Source organism: Muricauda sp. MAR_2010_75 (assembly GCF_000745185.1).
Lineage (GTDB): Bacteria > Bacteroidota > Bacteroidia > Flavobacteriales > Flavobacteriaceae > Flagellimonas.
In genome coordinates this window covers 2,112,292-2,131,811 of record NZ_JQNJ01000001.1, presented here as the reverse complement: position 1 = coordinate 2,131,811, position 19,520 = coordinate 2,112,292, and the positions used below count along the sequence as shown (strand labels likewise).

12 protein-coding genes are annotated in these 19,520 nt (G+C 41.8%); 4 read left to right on the top strand and 8 right to left on the bottom strand.

Features of this window, described 5'->3' with window-relative positions; translation table 11 throughout:
• Nucleotides 1-12 precede the first annotated feature (12 nt).
• From FG28_RS09485 to FG28_RS09465, 5 genes are all read right to left on the bottom strand, one after another.
• Nucleotides 13-2,349, bottom strand: coding sequence for a prolyl oligopeptidase family serine peptidase (locus FG28_RS09485; protein ID WP_036386415.1), 2,337 nt, complete (start codon nucleotides 2,347-2,349; stop codon nucleotides 13-15).
• A gap of 251 nt (nucleotides 2,350-2,600) precedes the next feature.
• Complete coding sequence (locus FG28_RS09480) at nucleotides 2,601-4,019, bottom strand: SusD/RagB family nutrient-binding outer membrane lipoprotein (RefSeq protein WP_036382277.1); 1,419 nt, start codon at nucleotides 4,017-4,019, stop codon at nucleotides 2,601-2,603.
• Between the two features lie 17 nt (nucleotides 4,020-4,036).
• Nucleotides 4,037-7,543, bottom strand: coding sequence for a SusC/RagA family TonB-linked outer membrane protein (locus FG28_RS09475; protein ID WP_231562614.1), 3,507 nt, complete (start codon nucleotides 7,541-7,543; stop codon nucleotides 4,037-4,039).
• A gap of 183 nt (nucleotides 7,544-7,726) precedes the next feature.
• Entirely contained in the window at nucleotides 7,727-8,890 is a 1,164-nt protein-coding gene (locus FG28_RS09470) for a FecR family protein (protein ID WP_051947257.1), read from the bottom strand.
• Between the two features lie 148 nt (nucleotides 8,891-9,038).
• The gene (locus FG28_RS09465) at nucleotides 9,039-10,622 is read right to left on the bottom strand and encodes an amidohydrolase family protein (RefSeq protein WP_036382273.1); all 1,584 of its coding nucleotides are present in this window, start codon (nucleotides 10,620-10,622) and stop codon (nucleotides 9,039-9,041) included.
• A gap of 468 nt (nucleotides 10,623-11,090) precedes the next feature.
• On the opposite strand from FG28_RS09465, the gene FG28_RS09455 reads away from it, so the two are divergent.
• The 4 genes from FG28_RS09455 (at nucleotide 11,091) to FG28_RS09445 (ending at nucleotide 14,574) form a co-directional block, all read left to right on the top strand.
• Complete coding sequence (locus tag FG28_RS09455) at nucleotides 11,091-11,633, top strand: RNA polymerase sigma factor (protein WP_036382269.1); 543 nt, start codon at nucleotides 11,091-11,093, stop codon at nucleotides 11,631-11,633.
• Nucleotides 11,634-11,874: 241 nt separating this feature from the next.
• The gene (locus FG28_RS20785; RefSeq protein WP_197062581.1) at nucleotides 11,875-12,138 is read left to right on the top strand and encodes a hypothetical protein; all 264 of its coding nucleotides are present in this window, start codon (nucleotides 11,875-11,877) and stop codon (nucleotides 12,136-12,138) included.
• 1 nt (nucleotide 12,139) lies between these two features.
• Nucleotides 12,140-13,018, top strand: coding sequence for a DUF3179 domain-containing (seleno)protein (locus FG28_RS09450; protein ID WP_197062580.1), 879 nt, complete (start codon nucleotides 12,140-12,142; stop codon nucleotides 13,016-13,018).
• Between the two features lie 341 nt (nucleotides 13,019-13,359).
• Nucleotides 13,360-14,574, top strand: a complete 1,215-nt coding sequence (locus tag FG28_RS09445; protein WP_036382267.1) for a site-specific integrase — start codon at nucleotides 13,360-13,362, stop codon at nucleotides 14,572-14,574.
• A gap of 171 nt (nucleotides 14,575-14,745) precedes the next feature.
• On the opposite strand, the gene FG28_RS09440 is transcribed toward FG28_RS09445, so the two are convergent.
• From FG28_RS09440 to FG28_RS09430, 3 genes are read right to left on the bottom strand one after another with little or no spacing between them, the layout of a single operon-like run.
• The gene (locus FG28_RS09440; RefSeq protein WP_036382265.1) at nucleotides 14,746-16,419 is read right to left on the bottom strand and encodes a ribulokinase; all 1,674 of its coding nucleotides are present in this window, start codon (nucleotides 16,417-16,419) and stop codon (nucleotides 14,746-14,748) included.
• A gap of 14 nt (nucleotides 16,420-16,433) precedes the next feature.
• Nucleotides 16,434-17,729 (bottom strand): L-fucose:H+ symporter permease, encoded by a 1,296-nt coding sequence (gene fucP, locus FG28_RS09435; RefSeq protein ID WP_051947256.1) that lies wholly within the window; start codon nucleotides 17,727-17,729, stop codon nucleotides 16,434-16,436.
• Nucleotides 17,730-17,737: 8 nt separating this feature from the next.
• Nucleotides 17,738-19,516 carry an L-fucose isomerase gene (locus tag FG28_RS09430; protein WP_036382263.1) on the bottom strand — a complete coding sequence of 593 codons (1,779 nt, stop codon included), beginning with the start codon at nucleotides 19,514-19,516 and terminating at the stop codon, nucleotides 17,738-17,740.
• Nucleotides 19,517-19,520: the final 4 nt, after the last annotated feature.

Below are 19,520 nucleotides of genomic sequence, written 5' to 3'. Positions count from 1 at the left end.
GAAGTCTTGATATTATTCAATCAGAGTGTCTTCAAACAGTTTTAAAATTCGCTTGTATTGATCCGTCCAACTGGCAGGCTCCACAAAATTATGGTCCTCCAAAGGGTAGACCGCAAGTTCCCAATCCTCTTTGCCCAGCTCAATAAGCCTTTGGGTAAGCCTAACTATATCCTGAAAATTGACATTGACATCAACAATACCATGTGTCATCAACAGATTTCCTTTTAAGCCGTCCGCGAAATAAATGGGGGAACTTCGTTTATAGGCTTTTTCATCTGTCAAGGGTTCATTAAGGATGTTGGAAGTATAGCCTTGATTGTAATGCGCCCAATCCGTAACTGAACGCAAAGCCGCACCAGACTTAAACACATCTGGTTCAGTGAAAAGGGCCATCAAGGTTAAAAAACCGCCATAAGACCCACCATACAATCCAATGTAATTGGGATTCACTCCATACTTTTCAATCAGAAGTTGGGCTCCGTCCGTAACATCGGAGAGGTCTTTTCCTCCCATGTGGCGGTAAATTCCCGTTCTAACGTCCCTTCCGTAACCAGAACTGGCCGTATAGTCTACATTAATGACCGTAAAACCTTTGTCCACCAACAGATTGTTGAACATATATTCCCTGAAATGATAGCTCCACCAATAATGTACATTTTGCAGGTAACCATTGGAATGTACAAACACCACTGCAGGTTTATTGGGAAGGGGGGTTTTTGGAACTAGGACCTGCGCATAAGTATCCACCCCATACCTGTTCTTGAAGGTGATCATCTCCGGTGTTTTCCATTCATAGGCATTAAAAGCTTCCGAAGTGGTCTTGGTAATCTGTTTTGCCGTTGCGCCAGGCTTATTTTCTTGTAAATATAACTCCCATGGCTGGGTAGTTGTTGAGTGTTTTATGGCCAACCATTTTTCATCTGGAGATAGGGTTGCTTCATTTCCGCCGCGCAAAGAGGTCAGTTGAACCCTATTACCGCCCCCAACTGGCATTTTGTAAAAATGTGTGATTCCAGGATGCTCAACGTTAGCAGTGAAATAGAAGGATTTTTTGTCGTTGGAAAGCTGCAAGGTCTGTACTTCATACTTTCCAGAGGTCAATTGTTTCCGCTCGCCATTCGAAATTTTAAGGGTATACAAATGGGAATATCCGGTTTCCTCACTCTGGAAATAGATGGTGTTGTCATTAATCCAACCCATCTCCGGGGTTCGGTACCTCCGTCCCACACCGGGTCCCCCGATCCAGGCTTCATCATGCTGATGGTCCAAGAGGGATAGGTTTCCATTGGTAGGGTCAAGCTGCATAATCCAACGGTCCTTGTTGTCCATCGATACTACATTCACAATGGCGGTGGAACGGTTTGGAGTCCAAATGGGTTGTCCAATATGTACTTCCCGATCTTTGTTTTCTCGCTTGCGTTGTGCCAGTTGGTCCGGATATTCTTTTAAATATTCGGGGATGCTCTTAATAGCCGGAATATCATGTGTTGAAATCCCATAAATGGTATCCCGTTCCAAATCATAAATTTTGGTAGTGTAAGTGGGCATATAGGACCCTACTTTGGTTCTACCGTAAATGTCTTCGGTATATCCAGAGCGGGTCACATAATTGGGAACGATAATGTTTCTGCTGTGCTTGGGTTGGTCGGCCACGTTAAAAACCACATATCGTAAAGTGGGGTCTGCATTAATGCTGGATATTGAGCCTGAATTGGGTAGATAATAAGGGCTTGGTTTTTTTGAGTTCTTTGAATCCTCCCCGTTCTTTTTAAAAATGTCAAAGATGACCATTTGGTCCTCTTCCAACCATTGATCTTGGCTGTTTATGCTATCTTTTTTGTTTGGATGGAATGTGAAATTGGTCAATTGTCTCAATCCTTGCCCTGTAACAGAAATAGTATATAGGTTTTGGCCTTTTTGGAATATGACAGAAGTTTCATCATGGTTAAAAACAGGATTACTTTCTTCCGCAACAGTACCCATCAATAGTATTTCTGTCCCGGTCTTTATATTCTTGATGAAGATATCCCCATTTCTCTCAAACAGGGCTTTTTTAAGATCTTTTGAATAGGAAACTTGTCTTTTTTGAAGCATAAGCTTCAATTCTTCTGAGATTGGACCGAGTTTTAGGTCTGATGTGGAAATTTTATACGTTGCATTCTGTTTTTCCCCCATGGGTCTCCAAGTAAAAAACAATTGCGCACTGTTTTCATCCCATTGAATATCTTCTGGAACTTTGCCCAGATAGACCGAATCAGACATTATCTTTTCAACGGACAACACCTCATTTTTCTGTGCATGAAGTATGAAACACCCAAGAACAGAAAAAATAACCGATAGTCTCTTCATTGGAATTTTGAAATCAATCGTCATAAAGCACCGTTACAAAATAAAGTTCTGCCTGAAACCATCGTCAAAACATTTCATTCATTATTTAAAACCCAAATAGGAATCGGATTCAAAAAAATTCATGAGGTAGCTTTGTGAAGGGCAAAAGACAATTGCACATAACAACTATACTTTTGCCCTTTCACTCTAGCTAACTCAAACTAAACCACAATTATTAAAAACAAACTACTATTGAACAAAGTCTTATACGTTTAGTTTACATCCCAAAATAGCTTGGTCGTCAGTAAATCGCCACCAACAGAGGCCGCTGCACTTTCATAATTTTCCCTGTTTAGGGTCTGTTCTGAAATTGGGTATACATTCCTAACCGGTACAGTGGGGACAAATGACTGCGGCGGAGCTTCAAGAATGGGATAATCCAATCTTCTGTATTCTGTCCATGCTTCCAATCCTTGGTTGAATAGTGCCACCCATTTTTGCATTCCAATTTTTTCCTGCCAAGTTCCAGGAGCAGTGGCATAAGCCACTTCTGGATTAGCCAAGTAGGTATCCGCGCTATCTCCTAGACCGTAATAATCAAATGAAGCACGAATGGCTGCCTCGTAATGACCAGCGGCATCCGTTACACCACCCAGTCCACGCTCGGCAGCTTCTGCCAAAAGGAATTCAATAGTTGCATAATCCAAAAGGATTACCGCAGTTGTGGGCTCATAGAACAGTGTGCCAAATCTGGAAAAGTCAAAATAGGACACTGTCAATCCTGAAGGAGATCCTAGATATACCCCATCGGTTCCATCCACTTCTTGGAAGAAAACGGTTCTTCTAGGATCATCTAGATTGTTCATATAATCCACAAATGGCTCAGCTCCAACCAGGTCACGTCTGTTCCCCACGGCTATATCCACATAAAGATCTGAAGTGTTGGGTTGTGAAGCCAACATATCAATTTCTGCTACATCTTCATTTGAGGTAAAGACATTGGGCAAAGCCGCAGTTATGGCCTGTGTGCCAAGAGTGGCATCGGCATCTATAACACGCATCCCCATTTGAAAAAGCAAGGAGCTTCCAAACTTTTTCCAACTGGACACATTTCCATCATAGACAATATCCTGATCCCAAGCTCCTTGTGCTTCATTCAAGTTTCCAATGGCAGCGGTCAATCTTGCAATCAAATCTGCATAAATGGCTTCATCCTGATCAAATGCCGGTGAAATGATATCAACATCCAACGCCTGTGAGTAAGGAATGTCTCCAAAGGATTCTACAAGCTTGGCATAAGTATAGACCGTGGCAATCTCAAGAATTGCCAATTTGTTTGTACTTGTTGACAGTTCACTTTCTTCCGTCTCAATGATCTGTCTACTCTGTTGAAGATTGTTTAAGACGCCCATATAGACATCATCCCAAGTAAAGCTCACATAGTATGTGGTTCCTTCATTGTAGGTAACCGAAGACATCTGCTGAACAAACAATCTGGAAATGTCCCATGGACTTCCGGTAGCACCGTAAGTTACAGTACTCAATCTATCAGACAGGTTTTTCATCGCATTATTGAAAAAGGTCTCGGCTGGAGCTTCCGTAGCATTTTTGATGTCCACGTTCATATCTTCCAAATCCCCTGAGCACGAGAAAAACAGTGTTATTACTAGTATGATATAATAGTTTTTCATTTTCTACTTTTTTTGGTTTAGAATTGAACTTGAAGGTTAACACCTAAATTTTTAACGGTTGGCAAAACCCCATTTTGGGAACCTTGCAAGTTACCTGAGCTTAAGCCCGCCTCTGGGTCCGCATAGGGTAGGTTCTTGTGGATGATCCATAAATTAGAAGCCACCACTCCAAATCTAAGTGCTTGGATACTGAGTTTTTCCATAAATGGCATTTTTGGAAAATTGTAGTTTAAAGCAACTTCTCTTAGCTTCACATAAGATGCATCATACACAAAATAAGCCCTTGGGGCCATAATGCTTCCTGTGGCATTTCTGTATGAATCCATCGCTGTTCTAACGGTGTTGGGAGATCCGTCTGGCGCAACACCATCCAAAATGATACCACCACCATTTGCCAATGAGTTACGAATAGGGTTACCCAAGTCGTTAAGACCCACAGACCACTTATAAAGACCTGATCTGTTCCCCGTGTTTATATCATTGGAATAAACATCTCCACCGCTTTGAATATCGATCAAGAAACTAAGGTTAAAGTTTTTGTACTTAAGGGAGTTGGTAATACCCGCAGTCCAATCTGGTGTAATATTTCCGATTACATTATTGGAGGTAGTGGTTCTCTCAAAAGTTCCTGTATCTTGATTGATAAGGCGTTTTCCGTCAACATAGATGAAATCTGTTCCCTGGATGGTTCCGTAGGGTTCTCCAACAGTTGCGTTTATGGTCACCCCATTCACCGAACCCAATTGCAGATTGCTACCGCCTTCAAACAGCGACAACACCTTACTTTGGTTCTTCGCCCAGTTTAGGTTGACTTTCCATTGAAAATCGCCTTCGGGTATAATGTTACCATCAAGGGCAACTTCTATACCTTTGTTCTCAATTTCCCCAGCATTTACAAATTTGGAAGAGTATCCTGTTGCGGTTGATATAGCAACGGGAATAATTTGATCTTTGGAATTGGTCTTATACAATGAAAGATCCATTCCAACTCTGTTGCTTAAAAAGCGCATCTCCAAACCTGCTTCAACACTCACGGTTTTCTCTGGCAACAAATTTTGATTGTTCTTGGTATCGTTGGTTCCGTAAAGTGGAACCGATCCAAATGGAGTTGGTTTGTCCAATACATCCACCAAACTGTTGGCAGGTGCTGAACTACCCACCTCTGCATAGTTTAACCGGAACTTTCCAAAACTCAACCAGCTGCTATCCATTAAACTGGAGAACACAAAACTGGAGGATACAGATGGATAGAAGTATGTACTATTTTCAGAAGGCAAGGTTGATGAGTGATCAAATCTACCGGTAACATCCAAGTAAAGGAAGTTGTCATACCCAAAAGATGCCAATCCATAGAAACCGTCCACACCCACTTTTTCAACATTCTCAACTGGAGCTGCGGGTTGGCTAAGCGAGTTGGATAGGGAGAAAAGGTTTTTCAATACCAATCCTCCATTGGTCTCAGCTGCAATAGAGCTAAGGTGTGTTCTACGAATGTTGGTTCCAAGAACCCCACTGATGTTAAGTTTTTCGGTGATGTTCTTGTTGAAGTTCAACATAAGGTCATAGTTCTCCTCATCATAGTTGATATTTCTTCTATAATATCTTCCCACGGCTCCAGCTGTACCTTGTTCGTTTCTTTCCTCTTGTTCAAAGGAATAGGTGTCCAAGGAAACCCGTCCTTCAATATTCAACCAATCGGTGAACTCATATTTTACGGAAACGTTTCCAAATATCCGGCTACGGGTATCGTTTTGATAGTTTTCATATACTACCCAATATGGGTTGTCTATGGTACCCCCCATAAAAGGATCAACATTAAGCCCAGTATTGAAGTAGGCATCCTTAAGTTCTTGAACACCTACGTTCATAGCCCAATATTTACGCATGGAAGAGATTACGTTTTGGGCATTGGAACCTGTTTCGTTACCTGTTCTGTTTCTGCCAAGTGCGTCAGTCAATATGTAATTGGCACTACCAGATACAGACAATTTATCGCTTACATCAAAGGCTGCATTGATTGAAATATTATCCCTGGTAAGGTTACTATTGGGCATAATACCATCTTGTTCAAACCGGGTATAGGCAATCCTATAATTTGCTGAATCACTTCCGCCGGCAACAGCTACACTATTGGTAATGGTCACAGGAGTTTCAAAGAAGGATATTAATTTGTCCTTTGGTGCTTCCCACGGGGTAGGCTGCAAATAGGTAGGGGAACCTTCATAGAAAGAATCCCACTGATACACCATTAAATTGGAGTTAAATGGGGCTCCATACGATCCATAGGCCGTTGATGGCGTAACCAAGTCGATTTCACCGTCTCCGTTGGCATCGGTATCCACAAAAAAGCTATCACCAGTACTTCCATATACCGCTCCGTAACCGGTACCGTATTCATATTGGAATTCTGGCCATGTTGACTTGTCTATCCAACCCACTGTTACATTGGAATTGATTGTCACGGTTGGTTTTCGCTTTGCACCAGAACCAGATTTTGTAGTGATGATCACCGCTCCATTTGTAGCCCGTGAACCATATAGCGCTGTTGCAGCTGCACCTTTTAGCACGTTGATGGATTCAATATCGTTAGGGTTGATGTCCGAAGCCATATTCCCATAATCAAAACCACCTGATCCACTTTGCTGGTCAGATGTGTTGAAGTTTGAGTTACTCACTGGCACACCATCTACCACAAATAGGGCCTGATTGTTCCCGGTCAAGGATGTACTACCCCTGATCACAACGTTACTGGATCCTCCTAAGTTGGTATTGTTCTTGATCTGCACACCGGCAATCTTACCAGAAAGTGCATTGACCACGTTATCGGTCGGGGTCCTGTTAACCTCTTCGCCATCCACCTCTTGTGTGGCATATCCCAAAGATTTTTTCTCACGCGAAATCCCCAAGGCCGTAACTACAACCTCGTTCAATTGCTGTGAATTCTCTTCAAGCGTTACATTAATGGTACTTTGGTTGGCCACTGGAACTTCTGTGGTCAAAAAACCAATATAGGAAATCACAAGAGTTGCATCTCCTGGCACTTCTAAGGTAAAGTTTCCATCAAAATCGGTTTGGGTACCGTTCATGGTTCCTTTCTCCACAACGTTGGCCCCTGGTAAAGGTTGGCCCTGAATATCCACCACTGTTCCCGTAACCAATTGCTGCATTGGCCCGATTAATTCGAGACGATCGCGAACGGCCTGTGGATTTGTGGAAGTTCCCTCGTTCTTGCTCTTTAACAGGATAACCTGCCGTCCTTTTATCTTATAGGTAATGTCTGTACCTCTAAAAAGAACATCAAGAACTTCGGAGATTTTTTTCTTTTCAAGTTTTAAGGTCACTTTTCTTTCAAGGCGAACTTGTTTTCCCTCGAATAGAAATCTGTATTCGGAAATAGCTTCAATTTGCTCAAAGGCTTGTTCAACACTTACCTTTTCCAAGTTTAAGGTCAATAATTCTTCAGCTGAGCTAGGGTTGGCTTGAATCTCAAAAAACGAAACAAATAAAATTGCGATAAGTTTCATTTTTAGGTCGATTTTAGGTAACCTCCAGAATGGTAAATTTCTGGTTGTAGTTTTTTTCATAATTTTGAGTTGATTTAAATCGTTGTCCTTACAATGTTTAATTCACAATTCATAACCATCGGGGAATGTTGCCGCATTTCCCGATTTTTTTTATGAATCTTTTTTACTAGAAGAGGGTTTATTTCATTGGCTTTCTGATTTGGTTAATATTCGTATATGTTGGTCGGTTATTTTATAATCAAGTGGGTGAATTTCCTTTATGGCCTTCAGCACATCTTCTATACTTTCTATATTAGCGTTAAAAGTGGCGGTAAGTACCTTTTCGGCAAGAGCTGTGTTGGTGTTCTCAATGATGACATTATACTTTCGCTCCAATCTCTTGGCCATGCTCTGGAAGGTTGTGTTCCTAAAAATGAGCTCTCCTTTGATCCAGCCTGTGTAAAGCTCCGTGTCCACCTCCTCCATTTTGGCAGAACGTTCATTTTTGTTCCATGAACCCATTGTTCCAGGGGTAAGCACCATGTTTTCCTGTGGTTGCAATGTATTGGTCATGCTTACCGAGCCTTCAACCAAAACTGTGGTTATCTCAGCATCATCTTTATAGGAAGATAGATTAAACTCCGTTCCCAGCACTTGTACGGCTACGTCGTCCGCATTCACGACAAATGGATGGGCCTTATCCTTTGCAACTTTAAAATAGGCTTCCCCTTCAATGAACACTTCCCTTTTTTGGCCGTGTAAAAATTTTACTGGATATTTTAATTTGGTCCCCGAATTTAGATGTACCAACGTTCCATCCGAAAGCTCAACGTCGAACATTTTTCCATTTGGGACCTCCAGTTCGTTATACACCAGCTCATCTATATTTGAATCTGCACGGTAATGGAGGATATTGCCTTGCTGTTCCGCAATGACCTCACCTGAATTGGAAAGAATTGACCGGCTATCGGATTGATCGATCATCTTAACCCCATTCTTTTCCATGATCAGTAGGATGGACCCATCGGAAATTGCGGGCTGCGGCTCCAACGTTTTTTCAGTCTGAAAAAAGTAGGTAAGCGCAAAAATTCCAATAAAGATAGCAGCATACTTTACAACAGATTTCCATAAAGGAACAACATCCCGTTCAGCTTCCTCATCTTCAAGTTTGTCCTTGAGCTCTTTTAATTCCTTATCGGTATTCAGCTCAGAGATAAATTCCAATGCTTCTTCCACCAAACCATTATGAAACAAGGTTTTGATGATGTCCTTTTCTTCCTCTGAAACATCCTTCAAATAATGCAAATCCAGCTTACCGGACGCTTTAATTGATTCCAGAACTCCCCTCAATCTTTCTTCTTTGGACATATTTGAATCGTTGTTACATAATAATGTTGTGGCTTTTGCAAAACAGGGTGACAAAAATTTCAACTTTTTGCCATTTGCACCTGATCAGGTGCAAATGGCGTATAGTCAATCAACCAACAACTTCCTGATATAAAATACCTTTAGAAGGCTACTTTCCTTCTCTTTCTTTCTTTTGTTTGTTCACCATTTCTTCCACATCGGAAAGCAATTTTTTGGCATCGTAAACAATGCCATCCTTTATGGTGTACTCAATGCCTCCTACTCGTTCCACTTTGGCAGTTTCATCATTCAAACGAACAGCACCTGTTGCATAGAGTACTTTTAGGTTCTGCAATGGATTTTCATCCACAATGATCATATCGGCCAATAAACCTTCACGAATTACACCGTACTCAATGGGTTTTTTCAGGGGCTTGAAGATTTCTTCGGCACCATGCATGGTAGCAGACCGAATTACTTCCAATGGGTGGAAACCGGCTTCCTGCAACATCTCAAGTTCCAAAATGGTACCAAATCCATACAATTGGTAGATAAATCCAGAATCGGATCCTACGGTGACTTTACCTCCCATATTCTTGTATTGGTTCAAGAACTTCATCCATACTTCGTAATACTTTTTCCAAGCCACCTCGTCCTCTGTGGTCCAATCGAACCAATACGCGCCATGGCTTGTACGACTGGGTGAAAAGAAATCCATCAATGAAGGCAAGGTATATTTCTCATGCCAGTCCGCATTTCTGGCTCTCATTACATCCCTTCCCGCAGAATAGATGGTCATGGTAGGGTTAATGTAAAAATCCAACTCCAAAAACTCATCCAATAGGGCGTTCCATTTTTCACCACCGGGCTTCACCAAGTTCCATTGACGTGCCACTTGGCCAAATCGGTGTTGCTCATCTCCATAATTAATGTCCACTGGCCATGGTTGTACATCATTGTTCTCATACATGGATTCAAACAATCCATAAAAGTGGGTCATGCTCGTCAATCCAATTCTTGCCGCATCTAAGGCGTTCATTTGGGCCACACCACTTTGACCAAGGTGGGCCGTACTACCCATTCCCAATGAATTGGCCTCCTCCAATACTGCTTTCATAATTTCTGGGCGATGCGAACCTAGTTTTAACCCGTCCACACCCTTTTTCTTGGCATAGCGGACCCATTCCCGGGCATCTTCGGGGGTAAGGATTTTCTTGCCTTCCCACTCTTTTCCAGTTCCAATACGGTGAAATGAAACCATTCTAGGGGCCACAATCTCATTTTTAGCACTTCTTTCGCGCTCTTTAAGGGACCATTCCAAGTCACCAAAAGGCACTCCCCTAACCGTGGTAATCCCGTTGGCCATCCACAATTTATATACATACTCTGCTTCTGGGGCCTTAGGTTTTCCCCCTGTATGCACATGAAGATCAATAATACCGGGCATTACGTATTTGCCAGTGGCATCAATTTCTTTGGTATTGCCTGTTCCAATTTTAGGTCGTTTTGATTCATCTATAGGTACTTTTGGGGCACCTACCCTGGCAACATCCACAATTTTGTTGTTCTCTATTACAATGTCAACGGGACCGGCCGGTGGTCCCCCGGTTCCATCTATCAATGTGGCCCCTCTGATTATAAGTCGGTTAAACGGGCCTTCACCTTCTCCTGCTTTACGGTCAGGTGCGCCAATCGTTTGGGCTACCACCAACAGGGGCAGCATCATTAATGTGGTAAGTAAAAAACGCTTCATAAAAAAAGTTTTAAAAAATGATGATTAAAAGATACTTGATTTTTAGTTGGTTAAAATATTGGGGGAGACCACAACAACATTTGGACTTTCTTCAGGTCCATTTATTTAAAACCTAACCTATTAAGGAGGACACTTCTGGTTCCCTTCGAATTCAACAGACTTCCAACACCTTTCTGTTTTGGTGTTTCCAAACATTTGGAGCTGTAACTTTGGTGCGGGCTTTTTTCTTTCAAAGCAGCATTAAAAGTATAATCCGGAAGTAATTGTAAGAAGTTTCCGCTATTGGAAAGAGTGGTTCTAAAATCTTTCACATTCACATAGAATTAAGTTTTCAATTATATGTTGTGAAAATTCTTAATAAGGGTGACAAAGCGTAGTTTTTTTTTTGAAACAATAATTTTTTATCTTAATCCGCCAAACACTTAACATTTTCTTGATATTATAATAAATTTAAGTGTTCAAAGTGATATGAAGAAAGTGTCCCCCGCCAGAAAAGACAGTTTTGATTTCCTTTTTAAGGAACATTATGAGCTGTTGTGTCTAGTGTCCTTTGCCATCTTAAAAGATAAGGATAAGGCCAAGGATGTTGTTCAAGATTTTTTTATCTCTTATTGGCAAAAACACAATTCACTTTCCTTAAAAGTTTCCTTTAAAGCGTATGCGATCAAGGCCGTTAAAAATCTTAGTCTGCTTGCTGTCAAAAAGGAAGTCAAGGAAAAGTCCATGATCAAGGATATCCCCATTCCTGAATTTGAGGTCCAGAAACTTTTGGACAAGGAAAAAACCCAGAAGAAAATATTCGAAATTTTAAACCAATTGCCTGCAAAACGTAGGGAAATTTTCATCTCCTCCGTTCTGGAAGGTCATACCTATAGCGAAATAGCCCATGCCAGTGGTATATCCATAAACACAGTAAAAACACAGATTAAAAGATCCTACGCTTTCTTAAGGTCGCATCTTAAAGAAGATTTGTTTACTTTTTTGGGTTTCATGCTTCTGATTTTTTCATGAGAGAATCCAACCTTCCCAGCTCCTTCTCTGAGTAAACGATTACAGTAATTTAAATTGAACATGCCAAAAATCTGGGAGCCACCAATATGGAAACCTATGATACGCAACTAATCTCCGCAATATTTTGTATGTTTAATCGGTACGTGGGCCGACTTACCTACTGATTGTAATTTCTACATCAATAGTAAAAACAGCATGCCAAAGAAGATTATGCCCATTACCACCCAAAAAACTGACCAAGATGAAAAAGTGGTTCTACATTGGTGCCATTGGAATGATACTTTTTGAAGTACTGAACGTGTACTTCATAATGCCCATGCCCGGGAGCCAGGAAATGGAAAGTATTGATTTGGCTTACTTTCTCCATACTTGGCGTTGGGCTTTCCGTGTAGGCTTTGTACTCTTGATGATTATCGGAGCTTACCATGCCTATTCTTCCAGACGCTGGTTGATGTTGACCCTACTTATTAGCCTGTTTGGCCGTAGGATTCATGTTCAATTTTAAAATGGCTGCAGACAAAATGTTCTACCAACCTGGACAATTAACTCTTGCCGATTCCGTATCCAATACCATACCCTTGAACAAACTGGTTTTGGGCATACAAATCAATAATGAGGCCAAGGCCTATCCGATACAGCTCATTGCCTACCACCACCAAGTGCTCGATACCCTTGGGGGAAAGCCCATCATGGTGACCTATTGTTCCGTTTGTCGAACTGGACGCATTTTTGAACCTGTGGTCAATGGTACCCCTGAAACGTTCCGATTGGTAGGTATGGATCATTTCAACGCCATGTTCGAGGACCAAACTACCGGCAGTTGGTGGCGACAGGTCAGTGGGGAAGCAATTGCTGGTCCATTGAAGGGTAGTACCCTGCCCGAACTCAAGAGCGAACAGTCTAGCTTAAAACAGTGGCTGGAACGTTATCCCAACAGTTTGGTAATGCAACGGGATTCTACCTTTAACGAAGAGTATGACGATTTGGATGACTATGATTTTGGTATTGAACGAGGCGACCTCACCCGAACGGACACACTCTCCTGGAAGGAAAAATCTTGGGTAGTGGGAATTGAAATTGGAGAGGACAGTAAAGTAGTTGACTGGAACCAGCTTAAAGAAGAGCGGGTCATAAATCTTGAGCTTGGTGGAAGACCAATTCTGTTGGCACTGGCACAAGATACCCTGAGCTTCTTTGCCCATGAACGGCCGGACAACACTGTTTTCAACATACACAACGATACTCTTATGGGCAAGCACAAATACACTATATGGGGCGAACCTATTGAAGATTCCATACCTCCCTTAAAAAAGATAAATGCCTATCAGGAATTTTGGCATAGCTGGCGCACATTTCATCCTAATATGGAACAAAACCCGTTATAAAAGATTCATCCTAGAAAACCAAACTAAGGTTATATCCCAATAAAAAAGCCTCTCAAGTTGAGAGGCTTTGTACTTTCTGTGCGGGTGAAGGGAGTCGAACCCCCACGCCTTGCGGCACTAGATCCTAAGTCATTATTATCTTGCAACAAACTAAGTCAAATCAGTTGATTTATAATTAGTTACATAATTTTTGATTTCAATTGGACATATGCAAAACCATACGAAATCAATCAATGTTGTACCTATGTTGTACCAAAAATGTTTTGAATTTTAAGTACATTTACTAGAGCACTACTAGACAAGTGTGCCACTCCTGATTTGACTTTCCCAACAGGAGGATAATGGCGACAAGTATACAAATTATCTTAAGAAAGAAGCCCAATAAGCTGGGAGAATATCCATTGGCCATGAGGATTACAAAAAATCGTAAATCCTCCTACAAACATATCGGGCCGCGCATCAAAAAAGAGTATTGGGATGAAACCGAGAAAAGGATTAGAAAGACCCATCCAAACTCGAAGGAATTGAACAGACTTATAAAAGTCAAGCTGAAAGAAGCCAAAAAGGAGATGGTCACCATACAGGCCAAAGGAAGGGACAACACGGTCCATTCAATAAAAAAGGAAATCTTCCAGCCCACTAAACATCTTAGCTTTTTTGAATTTGCCCAAGAACATTTAGATGAAGCTGAATTAATGGGAAAACATGGTAGATATATCTCTGAAACGGCCTATACAAAATACATTTTAAGCTTCTACAAAACCAAAGACCTAACCTTTAAAGATATTGATGAACGTTTTTTGAAAAGACTGAAAATCTTTCTTAAAAAGAAACATTCCTTGAAAGAGGTCAGTGTCATGAACGTATTAGTTTATATCCGGTTACTTTATAACAAGGCCATAAAGGAAGGAGTTGTAAAAAGAAAATTATATCCCTTTGGAGCAGGTAAGGTAAAAATCAAATTTCCCGAAAGTGAAAAAATTGGACTTACCGTTGAAGAGATTTTAAAAATTGAAGGTCTAGAGGGTTTGTCAGAACTCGAAATACATGCTAGAAACGTATGGCTTTATTGTTTTTATTTGGCGGGAATCAGGGTCTCTGATGCCCTGAGGACAAGATGGAGTGATATAAAAGATGGCAGGCTCCAATATCGTATGGGTAAAAATTCAAAACTTCTCAGCTTGAAAATTCCACTAAAGGTTTATCCCATTTTGGATCACTATAAAAGATACAAAAACGGTTCCAACGACTTCATTTTTCCGGAATTGAAAGGTGTTGACCTAAAGGACTCAAAAAAGTTATACAAAAGAATAAGGAACGGGAATGCAAAACTGAATATCAGATTAAAAGCCATTGCGGAGAAAGCACAAATTGACAAAAAGCTTACAATGCACATAGCCAGACACAGTTTTGGCAATATTGCAGGTGACAGCATACATCCCTTAATGCTCCAAAAACTTTATAGGCATAGCGACCTGAAAACCACAATAAACTATCAATCAAATTTCATCCACAAAGAGGCTGATGACGCTTTGATTAAGGTAATCAACTTCTGATGGCAGAGCCATAACCCGAAGGTCGCTGGTTCGAGTCCAGTCCCATCTCAAGAAGCTATCTTCACATCCTTCCTGTATCACCTCTCAAGGTATTGATTTTCAGAATCCATCAATTCAATAATTCAAATCTTAAAGACCCTCCAACATCCCTTGCTTGTGACCAATGACTTTCTACTCTTTATTTAATATCCTCTCTTGAAAGACTCCCTGTTTTTTATATACATTGTATCTTCTTTTGTGAGTCTCCACCCTATCAGATTCGGGCATAAAGCTCTTATCATAACCTTTCCCCATTTTTGTCATAGCTTCTTCCACATCATTGTGAATGTTTCCCACCACGGACGCGAACATACAAGCACCCATAGCACAGGTTTGTTCCGAGTTGTGAACCTTAACCGGTAGGTTCAATACATTGGACATCATTTGCATTACATAGTCTGATTTTCTTGCCACTCCTCCCAAAGCAATAACTCCTTTTAATGAGATATTATTTTTCTCAAAATGGTCCACAATAATTTTGGCCCCAAAACACGTACTTTCCACAAGTGCCCTATATATTCTGGCGGCATCACTTCCTAAATTAAGATTGAGTAACGTTCCTTTTACATAGGGGTTGGCATCTGGTGTTCTTCTACCGTTGAACCAATCAATGGCCATTTCTGAATTTTCTTCCAGAGGAAGATTAGAGGCTTCCTTCCCTAGTTGCTCCAATAGTTGATGGGTTATTTCTTGTTCTAGTTCGGCCTTTATGCCCAGGTCCATGGATTTATTGCGAATTGCCTTTAACCCTGTTGAGACCAAGAGTTCCTGAAACCACGCATATACATCGCCAAAAGCGGACTGTCCAGCTTCAAGACCAACCATTCCGGGAACAATGGAGTCCCGTACTTGACCACATATTCCTCTAACCATGGCTATATCATCACTTGTAGGCACTACCATCATATCACAGGTAGATGTGCCCATGACTTTACTGAGATAAAAGGGTTCAATCTGTCCCCCAACTGCTCCAACATGGGCATCCAAAGCACCTACGCCTATCAAAACATTAGTGGAGAGCCCAAGTCTTTTGGCCCATTCTTGTGATAGGTTCCCAACAGATTTATCTGAATTAAAGGTTGTAGTAAAAAGAGGATGTTCCAAGTTCTCCAACACAGGGGCCAAAGTGGTAAAGAATTCTTTTGGGGGCAAACCTCCATGTTCATCTGCCCAAAGGGCCTTGTGTCCTGCAGCGCAAACCCCTCTCTTTATTTTTTTGGCATCATTGCCACCGGTCAACAAAAATGGTATCCAATCACAATGTTCAACCCAGGTGAAGCAGGATTTGGCGACATCCTTATCTACTCTTAATACATACAGTAATTTAGCCCAGAACCATTCTGACGAGTAAATGCCCCCTGAATATTTGAGATAATCCTGATCAAAATTAGTAGCATGAGTATTGATTTCGTCAGCTTCCTTCATGGCACTGTGGTCCTTCCATAAAATGAACATGGCATTGGGATTATGCTCAAATTTTTGTTGCAACGCCAAAGGTTGCCCCGTTTTATCAACTGCCACAGGTGTAGAGCCAGTAGTATCCACCGAAATGGCCCTGACTTTTTCTACAATGTCAGCTCCCACTTGTTCTGCGACACTGGAGACGGTATGTTCCAGGCCCTCGATATAATCCAATGGATGTTGCCTAAATTGATTCAGTACTGCATCACAATACATCCCTTTTTTCCATCTTGGATACTCAAATTCGGAGAAAGCCATTTCATCTCCATTATGTGCGTTTACCAAAAGTGCCCTCACCGATCCTGTGCCAAAATCAACACCGATCACATAATCATCGCTTGCCATAGGTGTTCCTCTATTTAGTTTGTAGTTTCGTTAAGTTGAAGGTTCTTTTGTACTCTGGAATAAAGAGCTACCACAAGAAAACAAACCAAGGGTACATAAAACGAAACGTTGATGCTTCCGAAGCCATCAGAAACGATACCTTGCACACTTGTGAGAACAGCACCACCCAAAATGGCCATAATCAGTCCTGATCCTCCTATTTTTGAATCATTGCCCAATTTCTGCATTCCCAATCCATAAATCGTCGGGAACATTAAAGACATGCATCCCGATGCCAGAATTAGTGCAGTTACACCGACCATTCCAGAGCCATAGATAACTGTCAACGTACAAATTACTCCCAACACCGAGGCAATAAACAATAACCTTCTTGGAGCAACATATTTCATTAAGGCTGTAAAGACAAACCTTGAACTAGAAAACAGTATTATGGATGCCAAATAGTAAACAGAGGCATCATCTTCACTTTTGCTCAACTCTTGCATTGCATAACGAATGGTATAGGACCAAAGCCCTATTTGGGCACCCATATAAAAAAATTGTGCCGTTACCGCCCAGCAATAATTCCGATTGCCCAAAAGTCTCTTTATAGAACCCAAAATGTCCATTTTTTTCACTTTATCCTTTGCCATAGGCATCTTTGTTACCTTTACCAATATCCAGATGACCAGCAAGAAAAAGGCCACCCCAACATAAGTGCCCATAACCGATGTCAACTCCTCAGATTGAATTGCTTTTAGTTCCTGCGGTGCCATGGATGCCCTTTCATCGGCGTCCAATAGGTTTAAATTGGAAAGGATGAAAATCTTGCTGAGCAATATTCCGGTAATACTTCCAATGGGATTGAAAGATTGGGCTAAATTGAGTCTTCTTGTTGCCGTTTCCTCAGGCCCCATCGATATGATATAGGGATTGGCCGCAGTTTCCAAAATGGAGAGTCCACCAGCTAAAATGAAAAGTGCAGCCAAAAAATGACCATACACCATACTGATGCTGGCTGGATAAAAAAGAAGGGCACCTATTATAAATAGTCCCAGACCCACTAGAACTCCTGTTTTGTATGAATACTTCTTGACAAGAATGGCCGCTGGCAAAGCCAGCAAAAAGTATGATCCATAGAAGGCCATCTGAATCCATGAGGTCTGAAAATCGGTCATGCTCATAATACGCTTGAACGCTGCTAAAAGCGTATCTGTCATATTATTGGCCAGTCCCCACAAAAAGAATAAGCTGGTAATGAGAATAAAGGGCCATTTATTACCTGGCATGGTAACGGGGATATTTTTCTCCAAACTTTTTTTACTTTTCATTTGCCCGCCTATTTCATTCCGTATATCGGTCCATAATTCTTGCAGGCCCTATAGTCGGAACCTTCTTTGTCCATTCCCTGTGCATTCCATGCTGATGGTCTAAAGATTCGCTCTTCCTCAACATTGTGCATACAAACAGGAATACGAAGTATTGAGGCCATGGTAATAAGGTCGTGCCCAATGTGTCCATAACTGATGGCCCCGTGGTTGGATCCCCAGTTGTTCATCACTGAATACACATTGGCAAATGCCCCTTTTCCCGTTGTCTTGGGAACAAACCAGGTTGTTGGCCAAGTACGGTCCGTTCTTTCGTCCAAGGTTTTATGGACATGTTCTGGTAAGTCAATGGAGTGGCCCTCTGCTATCTGAAGTACGGGGCCCAAACCTTTAATAAGGTTCAATCTGCACATGGTAACGGGCATCCCCCCTTTTGTAAGAAAGTTTGATGAGAAACCACCTCCCCGAAAATATCCAAGATTGGCCGGGTACCATGTGGTTGCCTTTAGGCAAGCATCCACTTCATTTTGGTCTATCTCCCAAAATGATTTCATTACAGGCTTTCCATCTTTACTTTGTTGACCTGTACCGTCCAAGGTGGCGGACCCTGAGTTTATCAGGTGGATGAAGCCTTCCGATGCTATTCCATCGGGCTGCCATCCAGTAACCCTTTTGACTGCGCTGGGACTCCAATAGGTACGAACATCGGCAAATATCTGTGCCGTATTGGTCAATAAATAATTGAATAACATGGAAACACCGTTAAGAGCATCGTTTTCAGTGGCCACCATATAGGGCGCCCTGATTCCGTTCCAATCAAAGGAGGAGTTCAGTATAGCTTCTGAAAAGTCCCCGTTTGGTAGAAAATCAGTCCATTGTCGTTGCCCTTGGAAACCCGAGACCAAGGCATCGTGGCCATGAGATTCCTCCCCATACCCAATCTTCTTCAATTTTGGATTGCCTTCCATCAAATCCCGGATAATAAGGGTCATCTTCACCACAAACTCCCAATCCTCTTCCTTTTGTTCGGTGCTCCTCTGTTTTTCTTTCTCGTTGAAATCTTGACCTTCACGACAGTTATTCTTGGTCCACTCCAGTGCTTTTGCAAACTCTTCCTTGTCGTAGATTTCATGTTCAATACGTCGGAGTACCTCTGAGGAGTCCACATATTCGTTACGCATGCCCAAATAGTCCTGAAAAAAGTCAGGGTCTATCATGGAACCGGCTATCCCCATGGAAACGCTTCCAATGGCCAAGTAGCTACGGTTTTTCATTAAGGCTACCGCCATTCCTGCTCTGGCAAATGACAAGAGTTTCTTTTTCACATCTTCAGTGATCTGGCTGTCATCAAGATCTTGGACATCTTCGCCATATATCCCAAAGGCAGGAAGACCTTTTTGGTTGTGTGCGGCCAAGGTTGCCGCCAGATATACCGCACCTGGTCGTTCGGTACCATTGAAACCCCAAATAGCTTTTGGAAGTTGTGGATCCATATCCATGGTCTCGGTCCCATAGCACCAGCAGGGTGTAACAGACAGCGACACCCCAACATTTTGGGCACTAAAAAACGCTCCACATTCCACAGCTTCCTTTACACCGCCAATACAAAAGTCTGGAATGATACATTCCACTGGGCTACCGTCCGGATACTTCAGCTGCTCACTGAAAAGCTTGGCGACGTTCTTGGCCATGTTCATGGTAGTTGCCTCTAAGGACTCCCTTACTCCACCTAGCCTTCCATCTATAATTGGACGGATACCTATTTTTGGATAATTGTTTTTCTTGGTCATTCTA

Coding starts and splice junctions, on each gene's coding strand:
- FG28_RS09485 (WP_036386415.1), bottom strand. CDS start 2,349: ATGAAGAGACTATCGGTTATTTTTTCTGTTCTTGGGTGTTTCATACTT.
- FG28_RS09480 (WP_036382277.1), bottom strand. CDS start 4,019: ATGAAAAACTATTATATCATACTAGTAATAACACTGTTTTTCTCGTGC.
- FG28_RS09475 (WP_231562614.1), bottom strand. CDS start 7,543: ATGAAACTTATCGCAATTTTATTTGTTTCGTTTTTTGAGATTCAAGCC.
- FG28_RS09470 (WP_051947257.1), bottom strand. CDS start 8,890: ATGTCCAAAGAAGAAAGATTGAGGGGAGTTCTGGAATCAATTAAAGCG.
- FG28_RS09465 (WP_036382273.1), bottom strand. CDS start 10,622: ATGAAGCGTTTTTTACTTACCACATTAATGATGCTGCCCCTGTTGGTG.
- FG28_RS09455 (WP_036382269.1), top strand. CDS start 11,091: ATGAAGAAAGTGTCCCCCGCCAGAAAAGACAGTTTTGATTTCCTTTTT.
- FG28_RS20785 (WP_197062581.1), top strand. CDS start 11,875: ATGAAAAAGTGGTTCTACATTGGTGCCATTGGAATGATACTTTTTGAA.
- FG28_RS09450 (WP_197062580.1), top strand. CDS start 12,140: ATGGCTGCAGACAAAATGTTCTACCAACCTGGACAATTAACTCTTGCC.
- FG28_RS09445 (WP_036382267.1), top strand. CDS start 13,360: ATGGCGACAAGTATACAAATTATCTTAAGAAAGAAGCCCAATAAGCTG.
- FG28_RS09440 (WP_036382265.1), bottom strand. CDS start 16,419: ATGGCAAGCGATGATTATGTGATCGGTGTTGATTTTGGCACAGGATCG.
- fucP (WP_051947256.1), bottom strand. CDS start 17,729: ATGAAAAGTAAAAAAAGTTTGGAGAAAAATATCCCCGTTACCATGCCA.
- FG28_RS09430 (WP_036382263.1), bottom strand. CDS start 19,516: ATGACCAAGAAAAACAATTATCCAAAAATAGGTATCCGTCCAATTATA.